We start from the raw sequence: 24270 nt of genomic DNA on the forward strand, positions 1-24270 counted from the left end.
ATTTTCAATTATCAACCGATAAGTGATGAAATCATTTTATACGATCATATTATTCTACTTACTCTTTTCAACTTCTGTTGCCCAGGAGGTCAATGACACTACCAAAATTTCCTATTTGAATGAAGTGGTTATATCTGCCAATCGTTGGGAGCAAAATTTGCGCGAAGTTTCCAGCCGCGTTACGAAAGTTGGCGCACAACAGATTCAGTTTCAAAACCCACAAACTGCGGCCGATTTGCTGGGTCTCTCCAATCAGGTGTTTATTCAGAAAAGTCAATTGGGCGGTGGTAGCCCGATGATTCGGGGCTTCGCCACCAATCGCGTACTCCTTGTAGTAGATGGTGTTCGCATGAACAACGCCATCTTTCGCAGTGGCAATTTACAGAACGTCATCTCGCTCGATGCGAATGCCATTGAAGAAACAGAAATAATTTTTGGCCCCGGATCGGTCATGTACGGCAGCGATGCGATTGGCGGAGTGATGGATTTTCACACGTTGAATCCGCGGTTTTCAACAGATGATAAAGTAAAGCTAACCGGGAATGCATTTAGTCGCTATTCATCTGCAAACGAGGAGAGAACCGGCCATTTAGATTTTACGGTTGGTCTCAAGAAGTGGGCGTTAACCACCAGTATCACAAAAGGATTTTATGGAGACTTACGAATGGGCAGTAATGGCCCTATCGAATACACACGACCCGATTACCAGGTGCGTGACGGAAATGGAAATGATATTGCTGTGATCAATCCCGATCCCGATGTACAGGTATCAACCGGCTTTGATCAACTTAACGTGATGCAAAAGATACGATTCAAACCCAATGAGAATTGGAATGTTTCGTATGGCTTTCATTTTTCTGAAACTTCGAATGTGCCCAGGTACGATCGCCTGTTATTGAAAACAGGCAATGTGTTTACGAGCGCGGAATGGTATTATGGCCCGCAGAAATGGATGATGCATGCATTAAACGTGAACTTTGTAAAGGCGACAGCTCTTTTTGATCAGGCCAAATTAACTGCCGGATACCAGGAATATGAAGAGAGCCGACACAACCGAAACTTTACTGGTGGAAATAGAAACCGTAGAACAGATCGCTTTGAAGCAGTAAAAGCTTTTTCAGTGAACATCGATTTTGACAAGCAACTAAATCCGCGGGCCAATCTTTTTTATGGCGCTGAATATGTTTCCAATCAGGTGGGATCAACCGCAAGGCGAGTCAACATTGTAGACGGAACGGTATCAGGTGTATCTACCCGCTATCCCAATGGATCAGAGTGGAACTCTACCGCAGCGTATGCAAGCCTTCGTTATAAACTTGCCGCCAAGTGGCTCCTCAATGCCAGTGCCCGCTATACGTATGTTTATACGTACGCTCCCTTTGACTTAACCTATTTTGATTTTCCGTTTGCCGAAGCTTCCCTTAAAAATGGAGCGGTGAATGGAAGTTTGGGTATTATCTATAATCCAACATCGAATTGGAAAATATATTCCAATTTATCCACCGGTTTCCGCGCTCCGAATGTGGATGACATTGGAAAAGTATTTGACTCAACACCGGGTACTGTCGTAGTGCCAAACGCCAATTTAGAACCGGAGAAAGCATACAATGCCGAATTGGGATTTACCGGAAAAATTGCTGAAGGGTTAACCATGGATGTGTCTGCCTTCTACACACTACTAAATAATGCCATTGTTCGGGGTAAGTATACGTTCAACGGTCAGTCGCAGATTGATTACGATGGAACGCTGAGTGATGTATATGCTTTGCAAAACAGCAGCGCGTTAAGCGTCCGTGGCTTTCAAGTAGGCTTGCTGTGGGATATAACCAAAAGCTTTAAACTTGCATCGAATCTGAATATTCAAAGCGGAAAAGAAAAAGACATCGCCACAGGAATGGATTTTTCTCCCACACATGTAGCCCCAACATTTGGATCGATTCAACTGGTTTATAAAAAGGACGCCCTTCAACTCTCTGCGTACATGAATTACCAAGGCGAAATTAGTTATCAAAATCTGGCGCTTAGCGAACGAGCGGATGCGCACCTGTATGCAAAAGATGCGAACGGTAATCCATTCGCTGCCTCCTGGACTACCCTTAATTTAAAGGCTACATACGCCATCAATAAAATATTTACCTTCGATGCTGGTGTCGAAAATTTATTTGATAAGCGCTATCGTCCATACTCCTCGGGTATTACTGCACCCGGAAGAAATATTTTTGGTACACTGCGTGTGAAATTTTGATTTTCTCCTGAAGTGCTTGTGCCTTCGTGCCTTAGTGGTGAAATTTTACCACTGAGGCACAAAGACACAAATCTAATTCTTAAATCGAAGTTTAAAGAACAATAAGATCCCGGCCAAAATTAGTGTGAGCAAATTAGCAGCTATCACGGGTACATCGTTTACCAAAATGCCATACGCTAACCACATCGCTACACCTAAACAGAAAAGCGAAAACATACCGAGTGATAAATCTTTGGCAGAGCGACTCTTCCATGTTTTAAGAACCTGCGGCAAAAAAGCAATTGTAGTGAAAGCACCTGCAGACAAACCAAGAAGTTGAATCGGATTCATAACATTATTATTTTTGAATGCAAAACTAGTGCATCCAACTCGGTCAGTGGGCTGGATGTAACATTTTCCACTTCCGAGAGAATAATAACGATTGCGAAATTCTTTGCACAAAGGATTTCCGCTTTATGCACTAGCCAATTACCTCATCAAACGCTTTTACAAAACTCTTCATCTCCTCTTGTGTGCCAATGCTCACACGGCACCACTCTTTGCTTTGGTAATCCCACACACGAATCAAAAATCCTTTTTCATCCAACTGCGAAAGAATTTCCTTTGCACTTTTCGGAGCGGGGAAAAGTACAACATTGGTTTTGGGGTCACCACAATAAAATTTTTTCTGTTGTAGATAATCTGTCAGCACCTTTCTAGCAGCGGCATTTTTTTCGCGTGTAAGCTTCATAAAATCCTCATCTCCCAAGCTCGCCTTGGCGGCTGCAATAGCGGTTTGACTAGGTGATATGGTGTCGCCATACTTGGCAATTTTTTTCAATGTATCGGGTTGGCCAACCAGGTAGCCTATTCTCAATCCGGCCAGCCCGTAGATTTTTGAAAATGTTTTTGAGACTACAATATTCGGATTGTTTTGAACGAGGGACACCATTGATTTCTGCATCGATGGTTCTAAAAATTCCAAGTAGGCTTCATCGGCATAAACTAATGTTTTCTTAGAAGCTTCTACGCAAAATGATTTAACAATATCGGTACTGACAAACGTACCCGTGGGATTATTTGGGTTGCAGAAGAAAACCAATTTTGTGTCGGCTTTAATGGCGCTTAACAGTGCTTCGTAGTTATATTCAAGTTTCTCGTTCAAATCTACTTTGTCCCAGATAGCACCCATTTGCTGGGCATAATTCATTAACAATGTAAAGGTAGGGTAACTCGACAATACACGCCCTCCTTCTATCCCATAAGCGATTCCGGTTTGCACCAACAATTCTCCAGAGCCTGCACCAATTAAAATATACGATGGATCAACTCCTTCTTTTGACGCGATGGTTTTTCGAAGGTCTTCCAATTCATTAAAGGCGTAGCGATTTCCTTCTGATAAAATGTTTATCACTGCTTTCTTCGCTTTTTCAGAAGGGCCGTAGGGATTTTCATTGGAGTTGAGTCGGATTTTTTTTCCGCCATTACTCACTATGGAAAAAAACTCCCTTTCGGCCTGACTGGCCGGGGCCGCGATTAAATGGTTTACAAAAGAAGAGGTGACGACAAAACCAGAGGCAAGACCGAACGATGACTTGAGCCAATTTCTACGAGATAGATTTTCCATGTTTTTTTGATTAGTAAATTCAATATAGGAAGTTCAATGTAAATCCACTCATAAAATTACACAGAAAGAATTCTGTAATATTTTACCTTTCTGAAGACCAACTGGATTCTGATTTTTCTGCGACAAATTTATGCTCCATTTACGGTATGATCCCCATCTTTCGCATCAAAAAGGTGGCATTTGCTTTTTGTGCCAATCCTTTGTTTAAACAATAATCGAATGTCAACTCTTCGTTTTCTATTTTGCCTTCGAAGCAGGCATTGGTAATTTGATTCGGGAATTGTTGTTCCATATCGCCCAAGGCAATGTCGTGTGTGGCCACCATCACCAAGGCTTTGTAGTGAATCAATTGTTTGATTAGTTCACGCGAGCCTGATTGCTTGTCAGTGGAGTTGGTGCCTTTCAAAATTTCGTCCAACAAAATAATCATTGGCTTGCTGCTCTTTAATTCTTGCACGATGGATTGCAAGCGATTCAGCTCGGCAAAAAAATACGACTTGTGTTCTTGCAACGAATCGGAGGTACGCATCCCGGTTCGCAAGTGCCCAATCGGGCAGCTCCAGTGGGTGGCACAAACAGGCGCACCATTCAGCGCCAATACGTAGTTGGTGCCCACGGCTCGTAAAAAAGTACTCTTGCCTGCCATGTTGGCACCGGTTATCAACATCACACTCGCGGGATTGCCAAGGTCAAATGAATTGTTTACTCGCTCGGAAGAAGGAATCAATAAATGACCCGCTGCAGTAGCTTTAATGGAAAAATCATCTTCAAATTCTGCGAACGCGTAACCCGGTTGATTAAAGTGAAGCGTACCAAAGGAAAGTAAAGCATCCCACTCGGCCAACGAATCAATCCATGGTTGAAGTTCATGAGCATTTTGGTCGCGCCACGCTTCTAACCGAGTGACGCTATGAAAATCGTATAGGAACAATCCATTGCCAAAAAATCGGGCAAACATATTCATGCGGGTTTCCAGCGCATTGACAAGTTTAGAAAATGCATGAACATTTTCAGCTGCTTCGTTAGCTTTTTGCTGATGTTGATTCAATACGGCAGATTGAAACGTCAACCCCTTCCATTTGCTAAGCAGCTTGGCATAATTTTCCAACAGCATTCGGTAACCTGCCAGTTTATTTTGAAGAATGGAAATAGGCTTAGAATACGCAGCCGCAAAACCGATTTGAGAAATGAAAAGAAGAAAGAAAATAATTTCGAAAGTTGAATCAAAAACGATCGCTACCAATGCAGCACAGGTGATGAATGGGAAAACCCATTTGGCAATTTGAAAGAATCTTTTTCCTAAAAACAGGTTGGGTTCTCGCAGCCAAGCAAACAATGGATTGAGATGACCATCGCCCTTTTGTATTTGTTGCCCAATAGCCCAGCATTGCTGCCGTAGTTCCAGTTGTTGCGCCAACTCACGAATAGCTTCTTGACGTTCGATGATTTCTTCCTTTGTAAATTTTAACGAAGTGAGATCGTCAGCTAATTTTTTTTCTCCGATTTGGGTGGCGCATCGGTTGATGTATTGAAATACGGAGCCAATGCCAAAAACATCCAAGTCATGACTGAATGGATGGGTTGGATTGATAAACTGCTCGCCAGCAGGAAAGTGGCTAAAATCAAATTGAAATGCTTTTACCTCCCGTTGATTCAAGTGAACTAAATGCAACAAAAGGTTACGCTCACTTTCTTTTTTCTGCTGACTTTGAACAAAGTAAAAAAATCCAATCACCAGAAGAGGAATGGCGGAGAAGAAAATAGAATGGTTAAATCCAAAATAGCCAAATAGTAAAATGAGTGCTGCAATCAGTAGCCGTGTCCAGGCCAATTGCCGAATGATTTTGTCTACTACGGTTATTTGTGATTGAAATTGATGCGCGCGCTCTTGATAAAAATTTTCGGTCATTTTGTTTAGATAAACCGCTCGATGAGCCTCATCAATTGAGTGAGGTATTTTTCATCTACGGCATCGAAGTCATTGAGTTGGTCGCTATCCACATCCAGCACCAAAGCCACCTCGTTGTTTTTAAAAGCAGGTAAAACGATTTCAGACTTAGAAGTAGAACTGCACGCAATGTGCCCAGGAAATTCATCGACATTGGGTACCAGCATTACTTTTTTTTCTTTCCAGCATGCACCGCACACACCCTTTCCAAAGCCAATGCGTGTGCAGCCAATTGGCCCTTGAAAAGGTCCCAAAACCAACTCCTGCCTGCCGGCAGGCATGGCATTATTTTTCACGATGTAAAAACCAACCCAGAAAAAACCCATCGCTTCTTTTAGCGCTGCTGAGATGTTGGCAAGATTGGCTACAACATCGGCTTCGCCCGTTATCAACCCTTCAATCTGCGGAAGCAATGATTGATAGCGTGTGGCTTTATCTTGCGTGGTGTCAATGAGAAGTTGTTCGGCCATTACAATAATGTTGAAGTAGAGGGCACATTATTCTCGAGCGTAGATTCATCAATAGTTTTGGAGGGCTCGTTCGGATTCACCTCTTTTTCTTTGAAAAACCTTTTCTGAAAAATCAAGATAGAAGCTACACCAATAAAAATAGATGAATCAGCAATGTTAAAAACAGGACTGAAAAACAAAAAATCTTGTCCTCCCAAAAATGGGACCCATTCTGGCCAGGTGAAATTAAATATGGGAAAAAAGAGCATATCGATTACTTGTCCATGAAACCAAGGCGTGGGTGAATCAAACGGTGCATTGTTGAGCAGCACACCGTAAAATGTACTGTCAATCACATTGCCAATGGCACCACCTAAAATCAGCGCCAAGCAAACCAAAAAACCAGGATGAGATTGCTTTCTGATCATGTTTAGCAAATAGTACCCAATCCCAAACATGGCGATGATGCGGAAGAGGGTGAGTGCTAATTTTCCAAACTCACTTTCCCAACGAATGCCAAAGGCCATGCCCGGATTCAATAAATAGTGAAGCTTAAACCATTCGCCAAGTACGTTTACCTCATCGTGCAAGCCCATGTATTTATGCACCAATAATTTGCTGGCTTGGTCGATGGCGATTACGGCAAATGCTATTAAAAAGTATTTTAGGATTTTCATTTGAAAAGTTCTACGGGGTACATGTTGAATTTTGGATCATCAGAAATAACAACCAACTTAAAATGACATTATTCCTGTTTTCGATTTCGGCAATAGCCTTCGCAGATAGTTTGGGATTGTTTTCCATGTACCAAAGTAAAACATGGGTATCGACCAAGTAATTCATGGGCGATAGTTTTCATCGAAATGATCGAGTGGCTCATTAAAGTCCTCTGCGATATACTCAATTAAGTATTTTCCATCACCCGCTTTGCGTTGAGAATTTGGGTTTGAAGAAATTCTCGATTTTTCAGATTCTTCTTTCAAAAGGTTGATTTTCTGAATTAAACCAATATCCTTCAGCTTTTGAACCCAATTTATTATTGCGGATTTTTCTAGTTCGATATCCATACCACAAAGGTAAATTATTTCTTATTTATCTTCACCTTTAAAATAAACTCGTCCATGTCTGCTTCGGCAACCTCTGTCAGCGAATCGTTAAACTCCAAACTCAAGGCTTGTGTTTCGGTGCTGATGTAATCTTTAAATTCTGTCAGCGCACACACCACTAACTCCGCTTGCTCTTTTGGCAATTGGTCTTTTTGAACTTCAATCGAAATTTTATCCAACACTTCAAGACCTTTGTCTTTGCGCAAGTTTTGAATGCGGTTGACAAAATCGCGGGCAATGCCTTCGCGTTTTAGCTCTTCCGTAATGGTGATATCCAATGCCACCGTGATGCCACCTTCAGCCGCTACAGACCAGCCCGGAATATCTTCCGAAGAAATCAACACATCTTCCAACACCAAATCAAAACCACCTTTGTTCAACGTTCCTTTTTTCTCCAAGGTTTGAATTTCAGTTTTTTCTAGTGTGCTAATGACCGCAGATACTTCTTTCATTTTTGCACCGTATTGTTTGCCAAGTTTTGGCAGGTTTGGCTTCACTTTTTTCACCAGCAAACCAGAAGTGTCATCAATGTATTCAATCAACTTTATGTTTACTTCCGATTTGATGATGTCTTCAACTCCTTTAATACGGTTGGCAAATTTTTCATCCAGCACGGGCAACAATACTTTTTGCAGCGGTGTCCGCACTTTTATTTTATTGCCTTTGCGGATGGAGTGCACCAACGAACAAATGCGCTGTGCATATTCCATCGATTTCTCCAATTCAGCGTCAATGCGTTTGGTTTCGGCTTGAACCAAATCGGTTAAATGCACCGACTCAAAACGCAAGGGAGTATTATTTTTCTTGGCGCTTTCGCGGATGCTGTTGGTAAGATTTTTATACAACCAATCGGCAAAGAATGGCGCGATGGGCGACATCAATTGAGCCGTTACCATCAAACACTCAAACAATGTTTCGTAGGCAGCCTTTTTGTCTTCGGTCATTTTGCCAACCCAAAAACGTTTCCGATTGAGACGTACATACCAGTTTGAAAGATGATCGTTCACAAACTCTTGAATGGCACGTGCGGCTTTTGTTGGTTCATATTCTTCATACGATTGGCGTACCTCAATAATCAACGATTGAAGTTTAGAAAGAATCCAACGATCAAGATGCGTCAAGTGCTCTTTGCCAGTCACATTCATTTCATCTTTACTGAACCCATCGATATTGGCATACAAAGCAAAGAAGGAATACGTGTTTTGTAATGTGCCAAAAAACCTGCGCTGCGTTTCTTCCACGCCAGCAAAGTCAAATTTCAAGTTATCCCAAGGCGGTGCATTTTCAATCATATACCAACGCAACACATCCGCACCGTATTTATCAAGAGCTATGAAAGGATCTATCACGTTCCCTTTGCGCTTGCTCATCTTTTCACCAAACTTATCCAACACCAAGCCAGTGGAAATTACATTTTTGAAAGCCTTGCCGTTGTTGTCAACATGGGCATTTACATTTTTGATTTCCTCACTGCTGTCGTTGAGCAATACGGCTATTGCATGAAGCGTGAAAAACCATCCACGCGTTTGGTCCACACCTTCTGAAATGTAATCGGCTGGATAGGCGTTTTCAAAAACTTCTTTGTTCTCAAATGGATAATGCCATTGTGCGTACGGCATCGCACCGGAGTCAAACCATACATCGATCAGGTCGGATTCCCTTTTGTAAATCACTTTTTTCGTGCCAGTATTTGACCCTTCATTATTAGCGATAAAGTAGACGTTATCAACGAATGGTCTATGCAAGTCCAAAGACTTGATAACTTCTTTTGCAGGCGTTAGATGACTGAGATACACAACAGGATCTATGAATACGTTCAAAAGATCTTTAAACTCTATTACACGATTGTTTGGGAGCAATTGCAGAAATTCGAAGTTTTCTTCCCAGTACCGCTGTTCATTGGCTGAAAGTGAGATACCCGTTTTGACCTTGGTCAAAAATTCTAAGAAGGGGCGAATTTTAGCTTCATCTGCATAGTACCAACCTTCATTTTCGAAATCTGAAATAGAGCCTACGACAAATTCCTTTTTTTGGTTGCTTGAAATGTCAGTTTCAGTTCTCCAAATCGGCAGTGGCGTTCCCCAATAACGTGACCGCGATAAATTCCAATCCACCAAGTTCTCCAACCAATTACCAAATCGGCCCGTGCCGGTGGATTCTGGTTTCCAGTTGATGGTTTTGTTTACGGCCACCATTTTATCTTTCAGCGCGGTGGTTTTGATGAACCACGCATCGAGCGGATAATACAACACGGGCTTGTCGGTGCGCCAACTGTGCGGGTAGGTGTGCTCGTACTTCTCTACTTTAAATGCTTTGTTCTCTTCTTTTAAAATGATGGATATGATGACGTCCGTATTCTTGTAATCGGGATTTGTTTCATCTTCATCGGTGTAGTTCTTTACATAAAAATCATCGGCACTTAGCGGCTTGTGTGTTTTGATTTTGTATTTAGCTACGCCTTCTTGCAAATGCTTGCCAATCTCGGTAACGAATTTCCCTTTTTTGTCAACGGTGGGTACTTCGTTGCCTGCTTCATCGCGCACCATCAATGGCGGGATGCCGTTTTGTTGCGCCACTCGAAAGTCATCGGCACCAAAAGTTGGAGAGATGTGTACTATACCCGTACCGTCTTCTGTGGTTACGAAATCGCCTGCTATGATTTGAAAAGCTTTGTCAGCATTGTGCAATGGCTGCACGTATTGCATGAGTTGTTCGTAACGCAAGTCAACCAGCTCTTTACCGAGAAATTCATTAACTATCTCCCAAATTTGAATTTTGCCCACTCTAACTAAAGTAGTCTTGAGAGCCATTTCAAAATTCATCTCAGAAGTTATATGGGAACTAGAATATCCTACTTCTAGATCTGTCAATTTTAAGTTTCCACTTTGATCCAAATAAAAATATTTAGTAAAAAGGTCTCGAGCTATAATTACACTAATTGGTTTGAAAGTGTATTGGTTATAGGTGTTAATCTGAAAGTACTTAATTTTTTCTCCGATAGCTAACGCAGTATTCGATGGTAGTGTCCATGGGGTGGTGGTCCAAGCTAAAACATAAACATCCAAATCATTAAATTCTTGATTAAAAGCTGATTTAATCCCAAATAGAAACTTAGACTTATCGTAACGCATTACCTTAAACTGCGCAACTACAGAAGTGTCCTTCACTTCTTTGTAGCAGCCGGGCTGGTTCAACTCGTGCGAACTTAGGCCAGTGCCATCCGAGGGTGAATAGGGTTGAATGGTGTAGCCTTTGTAGAGCAACCCTTTGTCATAAAACTTTTTCAATATCCACCACACGCTCTCAATGTACTCGTTGTTGTAGGTGATGTATGGATTTTGCAAGTCCACCCAGTAGCCCATCTTCATAGTCAGGTCGTCCCACTGGTCTTTATACATCATCACCGTTTCGCGGCATTTTTGGTTGTATTCTTCAATAGAGATCTTCTTTCCGATATCGTCTTTGGTGATGCCGAGTTGTTTTTCTACTTGCAGCTCTACGGGCAAGCCGTGTGTATCCCAACCACCTTTGCGCTTTACTTGAAAACCTTGTAGGGTTTTGTACCGACAAAAAATATCTTTGACAGTACGCGCCATAACATGGTGAATGCCTGGTGTGCCGTTGGCCGATGGCGGCCCTTCGTAAAAGGTGAAGTTGGGTTTGCCCTCGCGGTTGCTCACCGACTTTTCGAAAATGCCTTTTTCTTTCCAAAAGGTTAGCACATCTGCCGCTACTTGCGCCAGGTTTAGATCTTTGAATTCGTTAAAATTTTTCAAATTGCTCACGGTCAAAAAAAATGAGGGCGCAATTTAGTGAGTATCAATTGTATTTGCGATGTGATTTTTACAAAGAATCCTCCTATACGAACGGAAAATGTTGCTTATTGGGGGGATATGGGTGTTGCCCAATGGTTCAAGCGGTTCCTTTAATGGCGTTTGCGGACATCGCGGCATGTATGGTTAGGTTGCAGCCTACTATACTTACTACCACCAAGCAATTTGCCACAAAACGGGAAGAGGCCGGAAGGTTTTGAATCAGATGTACGAGCGGAACATGCCTACGAGCACTATTGCTAAAGATTTTGATTTTGTGCACTTCCACCAGAAAGGGCAATCATCGATCCAAGGTAAGTTTGGTTCTTTTGAGTTTACTCTGAAATCCCCTTGCGATCGTGAATCTTGATCTTGCTCAGGTCGATGGCCACATCTTCATCTTCCCCGTAGAAGCCGGGGTCAAAATCATCGATGAGCAGTTTCTCGTCTTTTGATTTTTTTGCCGTATCGAAGGTCATGATCAATGCAGGCAGCAAAATCAAATTGGTGAACATCGAGATTACCAGTGTGGTAGAGGTTAATACACCCAGAGCAATCGTTCCGCCAAACGAAGAGAAGGCAAACAAAATAAATCCGGCAAAAAGAACAATAGAGGTATAAATAATGCTCTTGCCCGTTTCTAAAATACTTTCGCTCACCGAAACAGGAACAAAAAATCCGTTGGCCAATTGCTCTTGGCGATACTTGGCCAAAAAGCGAATGGAGTTGTCTACCGAAATACCAAACGTGATACTAAAAATCAACGCGGTGCTCGGCTTTAAATCAATCCCCAAATAACCCATAATGCCTGCGGTAATCATCAGCGCAATCAGATTTGGCACTAGCGAAATGATGATCATGCGCACGTTGGCAAATAGCAGTGCCATGGAGAGGGTGATCAGAATTACAGCCAACAACAAACTCTCCTGTAAATTATCGATCAGAAATTTATTGCCTTTAATAAAAAGTTTGGTAGTCCCGGTTACGTTGGTGGTAATGCTAGTGCCTTCAAAAATTTTATTCATTCTAGGCTCAATCACAGTATGCACCAACGAATCCAATCGCTTGGAACCGATGTCGGCAATCTGCAAAGAGATGCGCATTTTGGTGAAGGTAGAATCAACAAATGATTTTAATAAACCCGAGTTATCGTTTTGGCCTTTCATGTAGCGAAGGATGTAACCACTTTCGGCCTTGGTGGGCAACGCGTATTTGGTGGGGTTGTAATTATAGAAGGCTTGCTTGGAGGCTTTGACCAAACTGACAATTGAAACAGGCCGTGATACCACGGAAATGGAATCGATAAAGCCTTCAAACTCGTCTATCTTTTCTAAGTTTTTCAAATTCAACACGCCTCGCTTTTTCCCCGTGTTCACTTCAATCTCCAAGGGAAGAATGCCACTGAAATGGGCTTCGAAAAATTTTAGATCTTTCTTGATTTGACTTTGCTCGGGCACATCATCTACCATATATGAAACCGACTCAAGCCTCAGCATCCCGATGGCAGCTACCACCGTAACGACCACAGAGGCGATGTAGATGGCAGGGCGATAGCGATGAACGATCAGATCGTTGTACTTTAAGAATGTGCCTAATATTTTGAAATCCAGGTGACGCAAATGCTTGGGGGCCGGTTCGGGTAACCAAGAAAAAATACCGGGGATCATGATGAGGCTCACCACAAAAAGCGCCATGATGTTGATGCCGGCCACAATACCGAACTCGCGCAATACAAGAATGTCGGTGGTTAATAAAGTAAGAAACCCAATGGCTACTGTTAAGTTGGTAAGAAACATGGCCAACCCCATTTTGTTCACTACTGCGGCAATGGCTTCTTCTTTGTTTCTGCGCCTGGCAAATTCTAAATGGTATTTGTTGAGCAAATAAATTGCATTGGTGATGCCGATGGTCACGATGACGGGCGGAATCAATCCACTCAGAAGCGTGATTTTATAACCGAACAAAGCCAACGTGCCCATCACCCACACCACCACAATGCCAATAATGATCATGGAAAAAAGCACGGCACGGAACGACCGGAAGAACAGAAACATAATGAAACCCGTAACGAAGGCAGATAGGTACAAGAAAATCTGCATCTCTTTTCTTACCTCGCTTGCAATTACAGAGCGGATGAACGGGATGCCTGCATAGCGAAGTTCAATGCCCGTTGCCTTGGTGAATTCTTTGCCGAAGGCAACCAGATCATTTGTCATGGCAATACGCCTTTCCGAGTTCATCACTTCTTTGCTGATGGAGATGAGCATCATGGTAGCACCATTGGTTTCATTTACCAACTGACCCATGTAAAATTTTTGGTTTCGCAGTGCGCTCATCAAACTATCCAACTGCGTTTGGCTGCTGATCTCTTTGGGGAAAAGAGCATCTAAATAAAAGCGGGTGTGCGCAGTATCCTTTCGGATGATTTTTACTTCGGGCAGACTCAGCACATTGTTTACACCAGAAATCGTTTTGATTTGCTTGTTGAGTTCGCGAAAGCGGTTGAAGTTTTCGATTTTGTAGATGGCGCTATCGCGCATGCCCACCGCAATGATGTTGCCATCTTCGCCAAACTGCTCTTTGAATTTTTGCAGGAACACCATTTCGGGATCATCCAGCGGCACAGTGCGATTTAGGTCGTAGCTCATCTGCACCCGTGTGGCATGATAGCCCATAAAAGCAGTGATGGCCAGTATCACCCCAATGAGTGACATCCGGAACTTAATAATGAATTGAGCGATGCCTGTCCACATAAAAGAACGCCAAATCTAAGGAAATTTTGGGCTTACAGAATCGAAAAAAATCAACCGGAAGGTACCCCTCTTAAGCCCCTGTCAGAACAAAGTACTTTAAACCTACCCAACAAATCTTTAATATTGCCGTTCGATTAAACGGAAAAGAAACAGATATGTCATTAGGCACAAGCTCAGAACTGCATCAAACGCACAAAGCAAAAATACAACAGGTATATGACGAGGTAGCCAAAGTGGTGGTAGGCCAGAGTTACATGGTCAATCGCCTGATGATTGGCCTATTTACCAATGGCCACGTATTGCTAGAGGGTGTGCCCGGCCTTGCCAAAACGCTTACCATCTCTACCTTGGCCAGGGTATTGCACTTGGATTTTCAGCGCATACAATTTACACCTGATCTGCTTCCGGCCGATTTGATCGGTACGATGATTTATAACCAAAAGGACGGAAAATTTGAGGTGAAGAAAGGCCCTATTTTTGCCAACATTATTTTGGCCGATGAGATCAACCGCTCCCCCGCCAAGGTACAATCGGCCTTGTTGGAGGCCATGCAAGAGAAACAAGTAACCATTGGTGAAACAACCTTTACGCTAGACAGACCCTTTTTGGTTTTGTCGACACAGAACCCAGTCGATCAAGAAGGTACGTACCCACTGCCCGAAGCCCAGGTAGACCGCTTTATGATGAAAGTGTTTGTAAATTATCCTACCAAAGAAGAGGAGCTGGAGATCATGCGCAGGATATCCAACATGCAGTTCGGCTATGAAGTAAACCAAGTGCTGACCAAGGAAGATATTTTTGCAATTCGTAACGAAGTAAACAAAGTAAAGATCTCAGAATCGCTGGAGAAGTATATTATTGAATTGGTAACGGCTACACGCAAACCCAAAGAATACAAACTCGACCACGAGGCGCAATACATTCAATTTGGAGCATCGCCCCGCGCCAGCATCAACCTCAACTTGGCTTCCAAAGCCATTGCCTACATGGATGGCCGTGATTATGTGCTGCCCGAAGACATCAAAGAAGTAGCCTTGGATGTGATGAACCACCGTATTTTGCTGAACTACGAAGCCGAGGCCGACAATGTGAAGACAGCCGATATTGTTAAAGTGCTGTTGCAGAAAGTGCCGATTGCGAAATAGATAGGTTTCTCATAACTTTATTGAAGTTAAAATAACCAAGATGTCATTTGCAGATGTAAAGCGAAAGCTAATCTCTAAAATAAAGAGCTCGCAAGACGAAGTTCTTTTGAATGATATTTACTCGCTTATGAAGGACGACTCAAAATCTGAGATTTTGCTGCTTTCAAAAGAACAAAAGGATGCAATTCGGCAAGGTGAAAGTCAAATTGCTAAAGGTGAGTACCTGACCGATGCCCAAGTAAAGAAAAGAGCTTCTGAATGGCTCGGAAGATAATTTGGGCTAAGAAGGCAGCCTTAGAGAAAGACGCTATTCTAGCGTATTGGTTAAAACGAAATCAAAGTAATGTCTATCCAAAAAAACTAAGCACTCTTTTTCATCAGGCCACCAAATGGCTTTCAAAAAACCCATTAACAGGAAGAAGAACATCTGCTGAAGGTGTTCGGGTAAAAGTGGTTCGTGATTACCTTTTATTCTACAAATTCGATGATAAAACCGTGTTTGTTCTTGCTATTTGGGATATGAGAAGAGACCCAGCAAAAAGGCCTTTCAAATTGTAAAGGCTAGATAATCTGTTAACCAAATATTAATTTCTTTACGGCAACATCAACCCAATGTTATCTTGAGTCGCAGTGTAAATACCTGTTTTTCAGTTGAGTTAAATGAATTGAGGTGAGAATCTACTTTTTTAAAAGGCCTTTTTAAAAAGAAATTGACCCAATCTCTTAACAATTCCTTAATAATGGCGACCCACCTAGGTAACATGCCATTGCCACCTTTGCGCCAAATTTAAAGGTATGCAAAAAATTTACGTATTGGCTTTGGTTTGTTTTTTCTCATTAGGAGCAAAGGCACAATATGGTTCCATTAGCGGAACTGTAGTTGACTTTAAAAGCAAAGAGGCTCTCATTGGTGCCAATGTTGTTATACAGGGCACGTCAGTGGGTTCTGCCACCGATCTCGAGGGTGGCTACACTATTTCGAATTTAAAACCGGGTACGTATGTGCTCGTCATATCATCTGTCACCTACAAGACCCAAACAGTTGCGGACGTAACGGTCGAGAGCGGAAAAAAAACAACGGTAGATGTAACCTTGGTAGAAGATGTTGCTGAACTTGCCGAAGTAGTGGTTACGGCCACCCGCGAAGTAAACAATGATGTGTCGCTGATGATGGGTATTAAAGAAAGCAAGTTAGTAGTAAGCGGTATTTCGGCAGAGCAGATTGTGAAGATGCCAGACAAAGATGCAGCCCAAGTAATGCAACGCGTGTCAGGTGTTACTATCACAGACAATCGTTTTGTGGTAGTTCGTGGAATGCCCGAACGATATAATCAAGTTTTGATAAATGGTGCAGTTGGCCCAAGTACAGAAGTTGACAAACGGTCTTTTTCTTTCGATTTAATTCCCGCGGGGGCACTCGATCAATTGTTGATTTACAAATCAGCCACACCTGAATTGCCAGGTGATGCTGCCGGTGGAATTATTCAGATGGTGACAAAAAATCCAACGGATGAGAAATTTATAAGTTTCGGAGTAAACGTTGGATTACGTCAAGGGACTAGTTTTGAAAACTATTCGCAATCGAGGGGTAGTTCAACAGATAAATTCGGTTTTGATGATGGATTTAGGTCTTTACCATCAACACTTCCTTCAACTCAAGTATTACAAAACCCCAACGTAAATGGATCTCTACTTGAGTCCTCAGGTAAGTCGCTCACTAATAACTTTGATTATACAACAAGAACTGCATCTCCTGATTGGGGTTCTAATCTAACCATCTCGGAAGGATTTAATATTGGCAGCGTTCGCGCACGAAATATTACGGCACTGTCGTATAGCAATAGTTACCAGTCTTTTGTTGCGCAATTTTTAAGGTACAATCAGATTAAAGAAACAAATAGCCCTAAAAGATTTGAGTACTTTGACAATTTCTTTTCTAATAATGTTAAAGTAAGTGCAATGCATAATTGGAGTTTCGCGCTCAATCCAAAGCACAAGATTGAGTTCAAAAACTTATTCGTTCAAATCGGACAAAACGAAACAACTCTTAGAATAGGTAATGATTTTGCTCAAAAGATATCTGAAGACTTAAGGAATTATGCTTATCATTATTTATCACGCAGCATCTATTCTGGACAGCTACAGGGATTTCATGAATTTGGTAGCTCAGGCAAATCAAAGATTAACTGGGTAATAGGGACAAGTTTTATCGATCGTAATGAACCTGATTTCAGAAGGTTTAGAACACAGAGATTAAAAACTGCGGCTGAGACAGATCCCTTTGAAATCATTTTGCCAAGTGCTGGAAGCTTAACGGAGACTGGTAGGTTTTGGTCTACTTTGAAAGACAAAGGTTTTTCTCATGGTGTTAACTTCGACCAAAGCCTGACTAGCTCAAAAGAAAAGCGGAAGGCACAGTTGAAAGCTGGTTACTACTTAGACTATAAAGAAAGATCTTTTATGGCAAGAACAATAAATTATATTGCTCCCGATCCTTCTGCGGTGACACAAATAGTCATTCAACCATTATCAACTGTTTTGTCGCCTCAAAACATAAGTAGAATAGGAGGTTTAGCTATTCGAGATAATACACAGCCACGTGATTCATATAGCGGCACTGGTTTGGTTGGTGCCGGGTATTTAAGTGGTAACCTTCCAGTCGGAAAGTTTGATTTTGCGACTGGTTTAAGGTTAGAATATTTTCGACAAACATTGAAAGGTTTTGAAGGAAGTGATGCGTCAAAGCCGGTAAACGTTGACAATTCAATTCTTTCAACGCTCCCATCTTTGAACACGGCATTTAACGTGTCAGACCGCGAACTCATTCGTTTCGCTTATAGCCGAACAGTTAACCGCCCTGAGTTCAGGGAAATTGCTCCGTTCTTATTTTACGCATTTGAATACGAAGCGGCAATCATTGGAAACCCAAACTTGAAAATTGCTAACATTGATAACTTTGATTTGCGTTATGAAATGTATCCAAACCCTGGAGAGACTTTCAGTGTAGGTGCGTTTTATAAATACATTGCAAATCCAATCGAGATTTTCCTACAACGTACGGCAGAAAATCCACAGTTGACTTACAACAATGCAAAGCAAGCAATCAACTGGGGCTTTGAATTAGAGTTTAAGAAATCATTGGCAGGGTTGGGTGTAAATCGATTATTCAGAAACACAACTTTTAACCTAAATGCATCTTGGATTAAAAGTGAGGTGCAAATTCCCAACGATCCTCAATTTGCTAACTTAGATCAAAAGCGTCCTTTGCAAGGTCAATCGCCTTACATCATCAATACCGGATTGTATTACTTCGATGAAGAAAAAGGCTATGGCGTCAATATTGGTTACAATGTGTTTGGCCCCAGAATTTTTGCAGTAGGTGATGATTTGTTCCCAAGCTGGTGGGAAATGCCACGTCATTCGTTGGACTTACAATTATCAAAAACCTTCTGGAAAAAGTTTGATGTTAAATTTAATGCGCAAAACTTATTGAATGCACGGTATTGGTTAATGCAAGACAATAATAGAGATCAATCTATTGATTTGAAGGAGGATTTAATTCAAAGTTACCGAATTGGCTCTCAGTACACATTAAGTGCAAGTTGGAAGTTTGCATTAAAGTAGATTCTGTTCGATATGGTTTTCAAGAAGAGCTGCCTCACCCGAAGCAGCTCTTTTATTGCTAGTCATAATCTCCTCATTCTACTAGGCTTGTTAACAATTTGGTAAAATAGCCTTAATGAAGCGGTCTTTTTGTAGCCATACATTTGCTCCGACTAATAAAAAATAATCCAAATGAAAAAAATTACAGCAGCATTCATCTCATTATTGGCGATGGGTTCTGTTTTGTTCCTTCAGTCTTGCGATAAGACAGAAGCCTCAAAACCGGCACCTACACTAACACTTTCTTCGACCACGGCATCGAATTTGCCAGGCTCATCCGTTACAACCAACGTTTCGGTTAATTCGCCAAATGGTGGAAGTACCGTGCAAATTACCGTGAACGGTTCATCTAGCTCTGCATATCCTGATTTGACATTTACAGGTGGTACATTTGCTCAAGATTTTACCTTTAATATTCCCGCAAACGCAATCGTGGGCTCTACTTATGTAATCGGATTCCAAGCAGTAGATAGCAAGCAATTCCCTTCGCTGGTGGTTTCTTATGTGGTAACCGTGGGCAACCCGATCATTGAATTGACAGGTAATTTAACTACGCAAACACTTAATGCAGCAAGAAAGTATTTATTGAAAGGGCAGGTGTTTGTTCCAAGCGGTATTACATTGACAATTCCTGCAGGAACAGTTGTTTTAGGAGACAAGGCAACCAAAGGTACGCTCCTTGTTGAGGTAGGCGGTACGTTGATTGCAAACGGTACTGCTACCAACCCAATTGTGTTTACTTCAGCTCAAAATGTAGGCGAACGCGATCGTGGTGACTGGGGCGGAATTCTACTTTTAGGAAATGCTTGGGTTAACCAAACCGTAACTCCTGCGGCAGAAGGTATCACCCCCACGAAAACTTACGGAAATACTACCAGCCCCACTACGAATGCCAACGCCAATTCTGGTACCTTACGTTATGTTCGCATTGAATATGCGGGCGTTGAATTGACTCCCAACAATGAGACTAACAGTTTGACAATGGGCGGTGTTGGTAATGCAACAACCATTGAATTTATCCAAACCTCTTTTGGTGGCGATGACAATTTCGAGTGGTTTGGCGGAACAGTTAATGCCAAAAACTTGGTTTCACTTAGTGCTTGGGATGATGATTTTGATACTGATTTTGGTTGGGGTGGTAATGTGCAGTTCGGCTTAGCCGTACGTAACCCTTTCTTTGCAGATCAGTCAGGTTCAAATGGTTTTGAAAGCGATAATCAGGCAACCGTTACAGACACTCCTCAAGGTGCTGCTGGATATACCAGAGGTGTATTCTCGAACATTACTGTATTAGGGCCACGTGACTTTAATACTGGCACGGGTTCAGGTTTAGTTACCCGTGCTATTTCAGGGAACTATCAAAATGCACTTCACATCAGAAGAAGATCGGCCATCTCGATTTTCAACTCTTTCTTCTCAGGTTTCCCTAGTGGTTTGCGTTTAGATGATCAAGCAACTTTGGACAACCTAGCTGGAACAAACGGAGCAGCAATTACTGGCAAACACACACATAATACCCTGACCGTTCCCAATCCAACAACAACTGTTGGAGCGACAGTAGCAGCGTTTACTACAAATATTGGAAGTGCTGATGCAACTGCGATAAATAATTACTGGACTTCTAACAATAATTCTGTGACGATACCAACGGGTGCCGCCCCATGGTCACCAGTTGCGGGTACACCTGCCGGCTCTATTGAACCTTACACAGCAATGGGCATCAATCCAGCATTGTTCTTCTCTGGTTTTACGATTGCAACCTATCCCTCTAATCCTAACTTTGCGGTAACATCTGGTACACTTACAACCGCAGGTGTTGCTAACTTCGCAACAGAAGCGAAATTGGTCAACGGAAATAACTTTACGTGGACAGCTGTAACTTACCGTGGCGCATTCGGTACTACTGATTGGACAGACGGATGGGCAGAGTTCCAACCGATAAGTAAAGCTTACTAATTGGTTTCTTTAAACGACCAAAGTTCTCTTACTAAAAAGACCTACCATTTCGGTAGGTCTTTTTTTATCTTTGTACCCATGAAAAAACTCTTTATTTTCTTTTTGCTTCTAACTAGCCTTTCTTGCCAAAACAAGAAAAGCTACTTGCCGTCCGATCATTTATCTCCCCAAGAAGAGGACAAATTTATGTCAAGCGTAATGAGGTACGTTTCAGATTTACCTCGGGGTGCAAGCCATGAAACTAAGTTTGCTGCAGAGCATAACGAACATTATCAAGAACAACAAAGCCGACATCGATTAGACTCTTATTTCCCATCAAAGGACAAGACAATCTATTTTCTGATGAGCAGAGGCGCACCCAGTCTTGTAGAAAAACGTGTGGCCATAGGAGGTAAATTAAAGCTTGCTTTGGATGGCTCTATTGTTGAATATGAAGAAGTGTTTCGTACCTGGAAAATGAAACCTGAAACATTGAAGCAGCGTGCCGAATTCTTGTTTGATCAAATGGTGAAGGGAGAGAACCTAGATAGATATCAGCCTAACAAAACAAGTGAAGAGTGGATAGAATTTCCGGATGGGCGAGTTTATTATGATACAAAGTTACGGCAATGGAAGACTCCATAATAGAAAATTAGAAAAAGCAACCTCTGTAAACGGGAATCAAAATCAATAAGTCCTCTATTTTCAAATCTTCACTCAAACGTTAAGTTAACATAAACTGAATGTTAAAAACTTAACCGTTTGGTTACAACCACTAAAATTTAAAGTAATATTCCTGATCTACTTTTGCATCAAAATAGAAGGGAGCGTTGAAGAAGATTTTATTTACTGTCGGTTCGCTTAATCAAGTAACACAGATGCACGCCATCGCATCGCATCTGCCCGAGTACGATTGTTATTTTTCTCAGTTTTATTCAGACAATATCATTATACAAGAGATGCTAAAACTGGGCGTGGCCAAAAGCACCGTTCTTGCTGGGCAGTTTCGGGAGAAATCAGAGAACTATCTCCAACAACATCAACTCAAAAACGATTACGCGCAATCTGTCTATAATAATACATACGAGTTGGCAGTAGTGTGCAGTGATTTATTGGTGCCAAAGTCTATCCGTCAACTAAAGTCAATTTGGGTGCAAGAGGGAATGACGGATGTAGTCACGCCACTTTCTAAAGTAGTTAAGGCACTTAACCTGCCTCGCTATTGGGCCATGAATACTTCCCTCAACGGCACCTCCAATCTCTGCGATATTTATTGTGTGGCGAGCGAAGGATACCGAGAGCACTTTCAAAAAATGGGCACTGACCCACATAAATTGATTGTTACGGGCATTCCCAACTTCGACAATGTGGAGGCACTCAAGTACAACAATTTTCCGCACCGCAACTTTGTGTTGGTAGCCACATCCGACATTCGCGAATGCATGGGTTTTGAAAACCGCCCCAAGTTTATTCGCGCGTGTGTAGAGAAAGCCAATGGTCGGCAATTGATTTTCAAACTTCACCCCAACGAAAAGAAAGATCGCGCCATTCGTGAAATAAAGGAGAATGCACCCCAAGCTTTGATTTACACAGAGGGCAACATCAACCACATGATTGTTCATTGTGAAGAATTGATAACGCAGTATTCAACGGTAGTATATGTGGGAATTGCCTTGGGCAAAAAGGTGCATTCCTATTTTAATTTGGAAGAGCTAAAGAAAAAATCGCCCATACAAAACACTGGTCGGTCTGCTGCTCACATCGCAGAGATTTGCAGGCGCTATTTGGAATACAACAGAAGCAAAGAAGATTTTTTATATCACGAATTGCCCACCATCGAAGAGCAATACCAAAAAATAGCGTGCTAATGAGCAAAGAGCGAAAGGTAGTCACGGTCATTCAAGCGAGGGTAAGTTCTACGCGCTTGCCCGGCAAGGCGATGCTGCCGCTTTGTGGAGAGCCACTGTTAATAAGAATGGTAGAACGCGTGGCTTCCGCCAAAAATGTAGGCAAGGTAATAGTTGCCACTACCACACACGAAGAAGACAATGCCATTGTGGATGTCTGTGAACAGCATCAAATTGAAGTATACAGAGGCAGCAAATTTGATTTGCTCGATAGGCACTATCAGGCAGCTAGTAAATATAAGGCCACTGAAGTTGTAAAAATCCCATCCGACTGCCCGTTGATTGACCCGGCCATTATTGACATCGTCATTGATTATTACTTTTCCAATGAAGGAAAGTATGATTATGTGAGCAACCTTCATCCTGCCACGTATCCGGATGGAAACGATGTGGAGATCATGTCCTTTTCTGCTTTGGAAAAAGCATGGGAAAACGCCATCTCACCCATGGAGCTTGAACATACTACACCATTCATCTGGGAGCGACCAAATCACTTTAGAATTGGAAACGTGCGATGGGAAACAGGTTTGGATTATTCGATGAGCCACCGCTGGACAATTGACTACTCCGAAGACTACGAATTCATCAAACAAGTTTATGAAAAGTTGTACCCGATGAATCCGCATTTTTCTATTCAGGATATTTTAAACCTGTTGGATGAAAATCCTTCATTAATGGAAATCAATAGTAAGTGGGCAGGCGTGAATTGGTATCGAAATCATTTAGATGAATTAAAAACAATTAGAAAAGAACAGACAAGGGTTTTGGTAGGTATTAATTAGTGATTGTCAGAACTTCAACACATCTACACGTTGGCACATCAACACATCAAAATGACTAACATCGAATTAAAAGAACTAGCGCTTAAGGTAAGAGAGAACATTGTTCGCTTGTCCACAGACGGGGGGTGTTTTACGGGTGCTTCCCTCTCCTGTGCCGACTTGTTTGTGTTTCTTTATTCAAAATTTTTGAATGTCACTCCTCACAATTTACAAGACCCGCTTCGCGATTATCTGTTTTTGTCGAAAGGACACGATGTGCCGGCCTTGTACGGATTATTTGCAGAGATGGGCTTCATTGAAAAGTCAAGATTGGATAATCACCTGAAAGCGAATGACCACATCTACTGGCATCCCAACACCAATATTGCGGGAGTAGAATTTCATTCGGGTTCGCTTGGGCATTTGCCTTCGGTAGCCATGGGTGTCGCATTTGATTGCAGGTTGAAAAATCAAACCAATAAAGTCGTAGTCGTTACTGGCGATGGAGAATTGAACGAAGGTTCGGTATGGGAAGCAGCGTTGGTAGCGGCTGCGCACAAATTGGATAACCTGATTTGGATTGTGGACCGAAATTATTTTCAAGCCAATGTGGCCACTGAAGAACTCATTCCACTAAACTCCATCAAGGAAAAATTTGAATGCTTTGGTTGGAATGCTGTGGATGTGGATGGTCACGATTTTGAAAAGCTAGAAGAAGCATTTACCCATCTCCCCCTTGGAAATGGAAAACCAACGATTGTAGTAGCCCACACGGTGCGTGGCAAAGGTTTGCCGAGCATCGAACGCAGAGCCGATCGGTGGTTCTGCAATTTCACACACCAAGAAGTGAATGCGTTGTTGGAAGAATTGCATGAAAATAAAATGGCGGAGTTAAACTCAGAGACATTGGTGGTAAGGTAGGGCTTAGGTATAAGGTATT

Annotated in this window: 18 protein-coding genes; 10 read left to right on the forward strand and 8 right to left on the reverse strand. The window is 42.1% G+C overall.

Annotated elements, in window-relative coordinates:
• The first annotated feature begins 25 nt into the window (after positions 1-25).
• The gene (locus tag KA713_15910; protein UXE65934.1) at positions 26-2245 is read left to right on the forward strand and encodes a TonB-dependent receptor; all 2220 of its coding nucleotides are present in this window, start codon (positions 26-28) and stop codon (positions 2243-2245) included.
• A 72-nt stretch (positions 2246-2317) separates the two neighbouring features.
• Here the strand turns inward: KA713_15910 and KA713_15915 are convergent, their stop codons facing one another.
• From KA713_15915 to KA713_15950, 8 genes are all read right to left on the reverse strand, one after another.
• Positions 2318-2575, reverse strand: a complete 258-nt coding sequence (locus tag KA713_15915; GenBank protein ID UXE65935.1) for a SemiSWEET family sugar transporter — start codon at positions 2573-2575, stop codon at positions 2318-2320.
• Between the two features lie 130 nt (positions 2576-2705).
• Positions 2706-3851: a histidinol-phosphate aminotransferase family protein gene (locus tag KA713_15920; GenBank protein ID UXE65936.1), complete on the reverse strand. Its 1146-nt coding sequence runs from the start codon at positions 3849-3851 to the stop codon at positions 2706-2708.
• Positions 3852-3990: 139 nt separating this feature from the next.
• Positions 3991-5760 carry a hypothetical protein gene (locus tag KA713_15925; GenBank protein UXE65937.1) on the reverse strand — a complete coding sequence of 590 codons (1770 nt, stop codon included), beginning with the start codon at positions 5758-5760 and terminating at the stop codon, positions 3991-3993.
• 5 nt (positions 5761-5765) lie between these two features.
• Positions 5766-6269, reverse strand: a complete 504-nt coding sequence (locus KA713_15930) for a GAF domain-containing protein (protein UXE65938.1) — start codon at positions 6267-6269, stop codon at positions 5766-5768.
• Positions 6269-6925 (reverse strand): lipoprotein signal peptidase, encoded by a 657-nt coding sequence (locus tag KA713_15935; protein ID UXE65939.1) that lies wholly within the window; start codon positions 6923-6925, stop codon positions 6269-6271. The genes KA713_15930 and KA713_15935 overlap by 1 nt, the downstream gene beginning before the upstream one ends.
• A 162-nt stretch (positions 6926-7087) precedes the next feature.
• Positions 7088-7315 carry a hypothetical protein gene (locus KA713_15940; protein UXE65940.1) on the reverse strand — a complete coding sequence of 76 codons (228 nt, stop codon included), beginning with the start codon at positions 7313-7315 and terminating at the stop codon, positions 7088-7090.
• Positions 7316-7329: 14 nt separating this feature from the next.
• Positions 7330-11139 (reverse strand): isoleucine--tRNA ligase, encoded by a 3810-nt coding sequence (locus KA713_15945; protein ID UXE65941.1) that lies wholly within the window; start codon positions 11137-11139, stop codon positions 7330-7332.
• 362 nt (positions 11140-11501) lie between these two features.
• Positions 11502-13919, reverse strand: a complete 2418-nt coding sequence (locus tag KA713_15950; GenBank protein UXE65942.1) for an MMPL family transporter — start codon at positions 13917-13919, stop codon at positions 11502-11504.
• Positions 13920-14074: 155 nt separating this feature from the next.
• Here KA713_15950 and KA713_15955 point away from each other — a divergent pair, with 155 nt between their 5' ends.
• The 9 genes from KA713_15955 (at position 14075) to KA713_15995 (ending at position 24251) form a co-directional block, all read left to right on the forward strand.
• Positions 14075-15064 carry an AAA family ATPase gene (locus KA713_15955; protein UXE65943.1) on the forward strand — a complete coding sequence of 330 codons (990 nt, stop codon included), beginning with the start codon at positions 14075-14077 and terminating at the stop codon, positions 15062-15064.
• 40 nt (positions 15065-15104) lie between these two features.
• Positions 15105-15338: a hypothetical protein gene (locus KA713_15960; protein UXE65944.1), complete on the forward strand. Its 234-nt coding sequence runs from the start codon at positions 15105-15107 to the stop codon at positions 15336-15338.
• Positions 15323-15622, forward strand: a complete 300-nt coding sequence (locus tag KA713_15965; GenBank protein ID UXE65945.1) for a type II toxin-antitoxin system RelE/ParE family toxin — start codon at positions 15323-15325, stop codon at positions 15620-15622. The genes KA713_15960 and KA713_15965 overlap by 16 nt, the downstream gene beginning before the upstream one ends.
• Before the next feature lie 237 nt (positions 15623-15859).
• Complete coding sequence (locus KA713_15970; GenBank protein UXE65946.1) at positions 15860-18688, forward strand: carboxypeptidase-like regulatory domain-containing protein; 2829 nt, start codon at positions 15860-15862, stop codon at positions 18686-18688.
• Between the two features lie 171 nt (positions 18689-18859).
• The gene (locus KA713_15975) at positions 18860-20683 is read left to right on the forward strand and encodes a hypothetical protein (protein ID UXE65947.1); all 1824 of its coding nucleotides are present in this window, start codon (positions 18860-18862) and stop codon (positions 20681-20683) included.
• A 78-nt stretch (positions 20684-20761) separates the two neighbouring features.
• On the forward strand, positions 20762-21307 hold the full coding sequence (locus KA713_15980; GenBank protein ID UXE65948.1) for a hypothetical protein: 546 nt from the start codon (positions 20762-20764) through the stop codon (positions 21305-21307).
• Positions 21308-21540: 233 nt separating this feature from the next.
• On the forward strand, positions 21541-22530 hold the full coding sequence (locus KA713_15985; protein UXE69158.1) for a hypothetical protein: 990 nt from the start codon (positions 21541-21543) through the stop codon (positions 22528-22530).
• Positions 22530-23351 carry a glycosyltransferase family protein gene (locus KA713_15990; protein ID UXE65949.1) on the forward strand — a complete coding sequence of 274 codons (822 nt, stop codon included), beginning with the start codon at positions 22530-22532 and terminating at the stop codon, positions 23349-23351. The genes KA713_15985 and KA713_15990 overlap by 1 nt, the downstream gene beginning before the upstream one ends.
• A gap of 51 nt (positions 23352-23402) precedes the next feature.
• Positions 23403-24251, forward strand: a complete 849-nt coding sequence (locus KA713_15995; GenBank protein ID UXE65950.1) for a transketolase — start codon at positions 23403-23405, stop codon at positions 24249-24251.
• The last annotated feature ends 19 nt before the right edge of the window (positions 24252-24270 follow it).

Origin of the sequence: Chryseotalea sp. WA131a, assembly GCA_025370075.1 — a bacterium.
Taxonomy (GTDB): Bacteria; Bacteroidota; Bacteroidia; order Cytophagales; family Cyclobacteriaceae; genus ELB16-189.

What these genes read in the sequence shown, in the direction of transcription:
- KA713_15910 (UXE65934.1), top strand. Translation starts at nt 26, where the DNA reads ATGAAATCATTTTATACGATCATATTATTCTACTTACTCTTTTCAACT.
- KA713_15915 (UXE65935.1), bottom strand. Translation starts at nt 2,575, where the DNA reads ATGAATCCGATTCAACTTCTTGGTTTGTCTGCAGGTGCTTTCACTACA.
- KA713_15920 (UXE65936.1), bottom strand. Translation starts at nt 3,851, where the DNA reads ATGGAAAATCTATCTCGTAGAAATTGGCTCAAGTCATCGTTCGGTCTT.
- KA713_15925 (UXE65937.1), bottom strand. Translation starts at nt 5,760, where the DNA reads ATGACCGAAAATTTTTATCAAGAGCGCGCGCATCAATTTCAATCACAA.
- KA713_15930 (UXE65938.1), bottom strand. Translation starts at nt 6,269, where the DNA reads ATGGCCGAACAACTTCTCATTGACACCACGCAAGATAAAGCCACACGC.
- KA713_15935 (UXE65939.1), bottom strand. Translation starts at nt 6,925, where the DNA reads ATGAAAATCCTAAAATACTTTTTAATAGCATTTGCCGTAATCGCCATC.
- KA713_15940 (UXE65940.1), bottom strand. Translation starts at nt 7,315, where the DNA reads ATGGATATCGAACTAGAAAAATCCGCAATAATAAATTGGGTTCAAAAG.
- KA713_15950 (UXE65942.1), bottom strand. Translation starts at nt 13,919, where the DNA reads ATGTGGACAGGCATCGCTCAATTCATTATTAAGTTCCGGATGTCACTC.
- KA713_15955 (UXE65943.1), top strand. Translation starts at nt 14,075, where the DNA reads ATGTCATTAGGCACAAGCTCAGAACTGCATCAAACGCACAAAGCAAAA.
- KA713_15960 (UXE65944.1), top strand. Translation starts at nt 15,105, where the DNA reads ATGTCATTTGCAGATGTAAAGCGAAAGCTAATCTCTAAAATAAAGAGC.
- KA713_15965 (UXE65945.1), top strand. Translation starts at nt 15,323, where the DNA reads ATGGCTCGGAAGATAATTTGGGCTAAGAAGGCAGCCTTAGAGAAAGAC.
- KA713_15970 (UXE65946.1), top strand. Translation starts at nt 15,860, where the DNA reads ATGCAAAAAATTTACGTATTGGCTTTGGTTTGTTTTTTCTCATTAGGA.
- KA713_15975 (UXE65947.1), top strand. Translation starts at nt 18,860, where the DNA reads ATGAAAAAAATTACAGCAGCATTCATCTCATTATTGGCGATGGGTTCT.
- KA713_15980 (UXE65948.1), top strand. Translation starts at nt 20,762, where the DNA reads ATGAAAAAACTCTTTATTTTCTTTTTGCTTCTAACTAGCCTTTCTTGC.
- KA713_15985 (UXE69158.1), top strand. Translation starts at nt 21,541, where the DNA reads ATGCACGCCATCGCATCGCATCTGCCCGAGTACGATTGTTATTTTTCT.
- KA713_15990 (UXE65949.1), top strand. Translation starts at nt 22,530, where the DNA reads ATGAGCAAAGAGCGAAAGGTAGTCACGGTCATTCAAGCGAGGGTAAGT.
- KA713_15995 (UXE65950.1), top strand. Translation starts at nt 23,403, where the DNA reads ATGACTAACATCGAATTAAAAGAACTAGCGCTTAAGGTAAGAGAGAAC.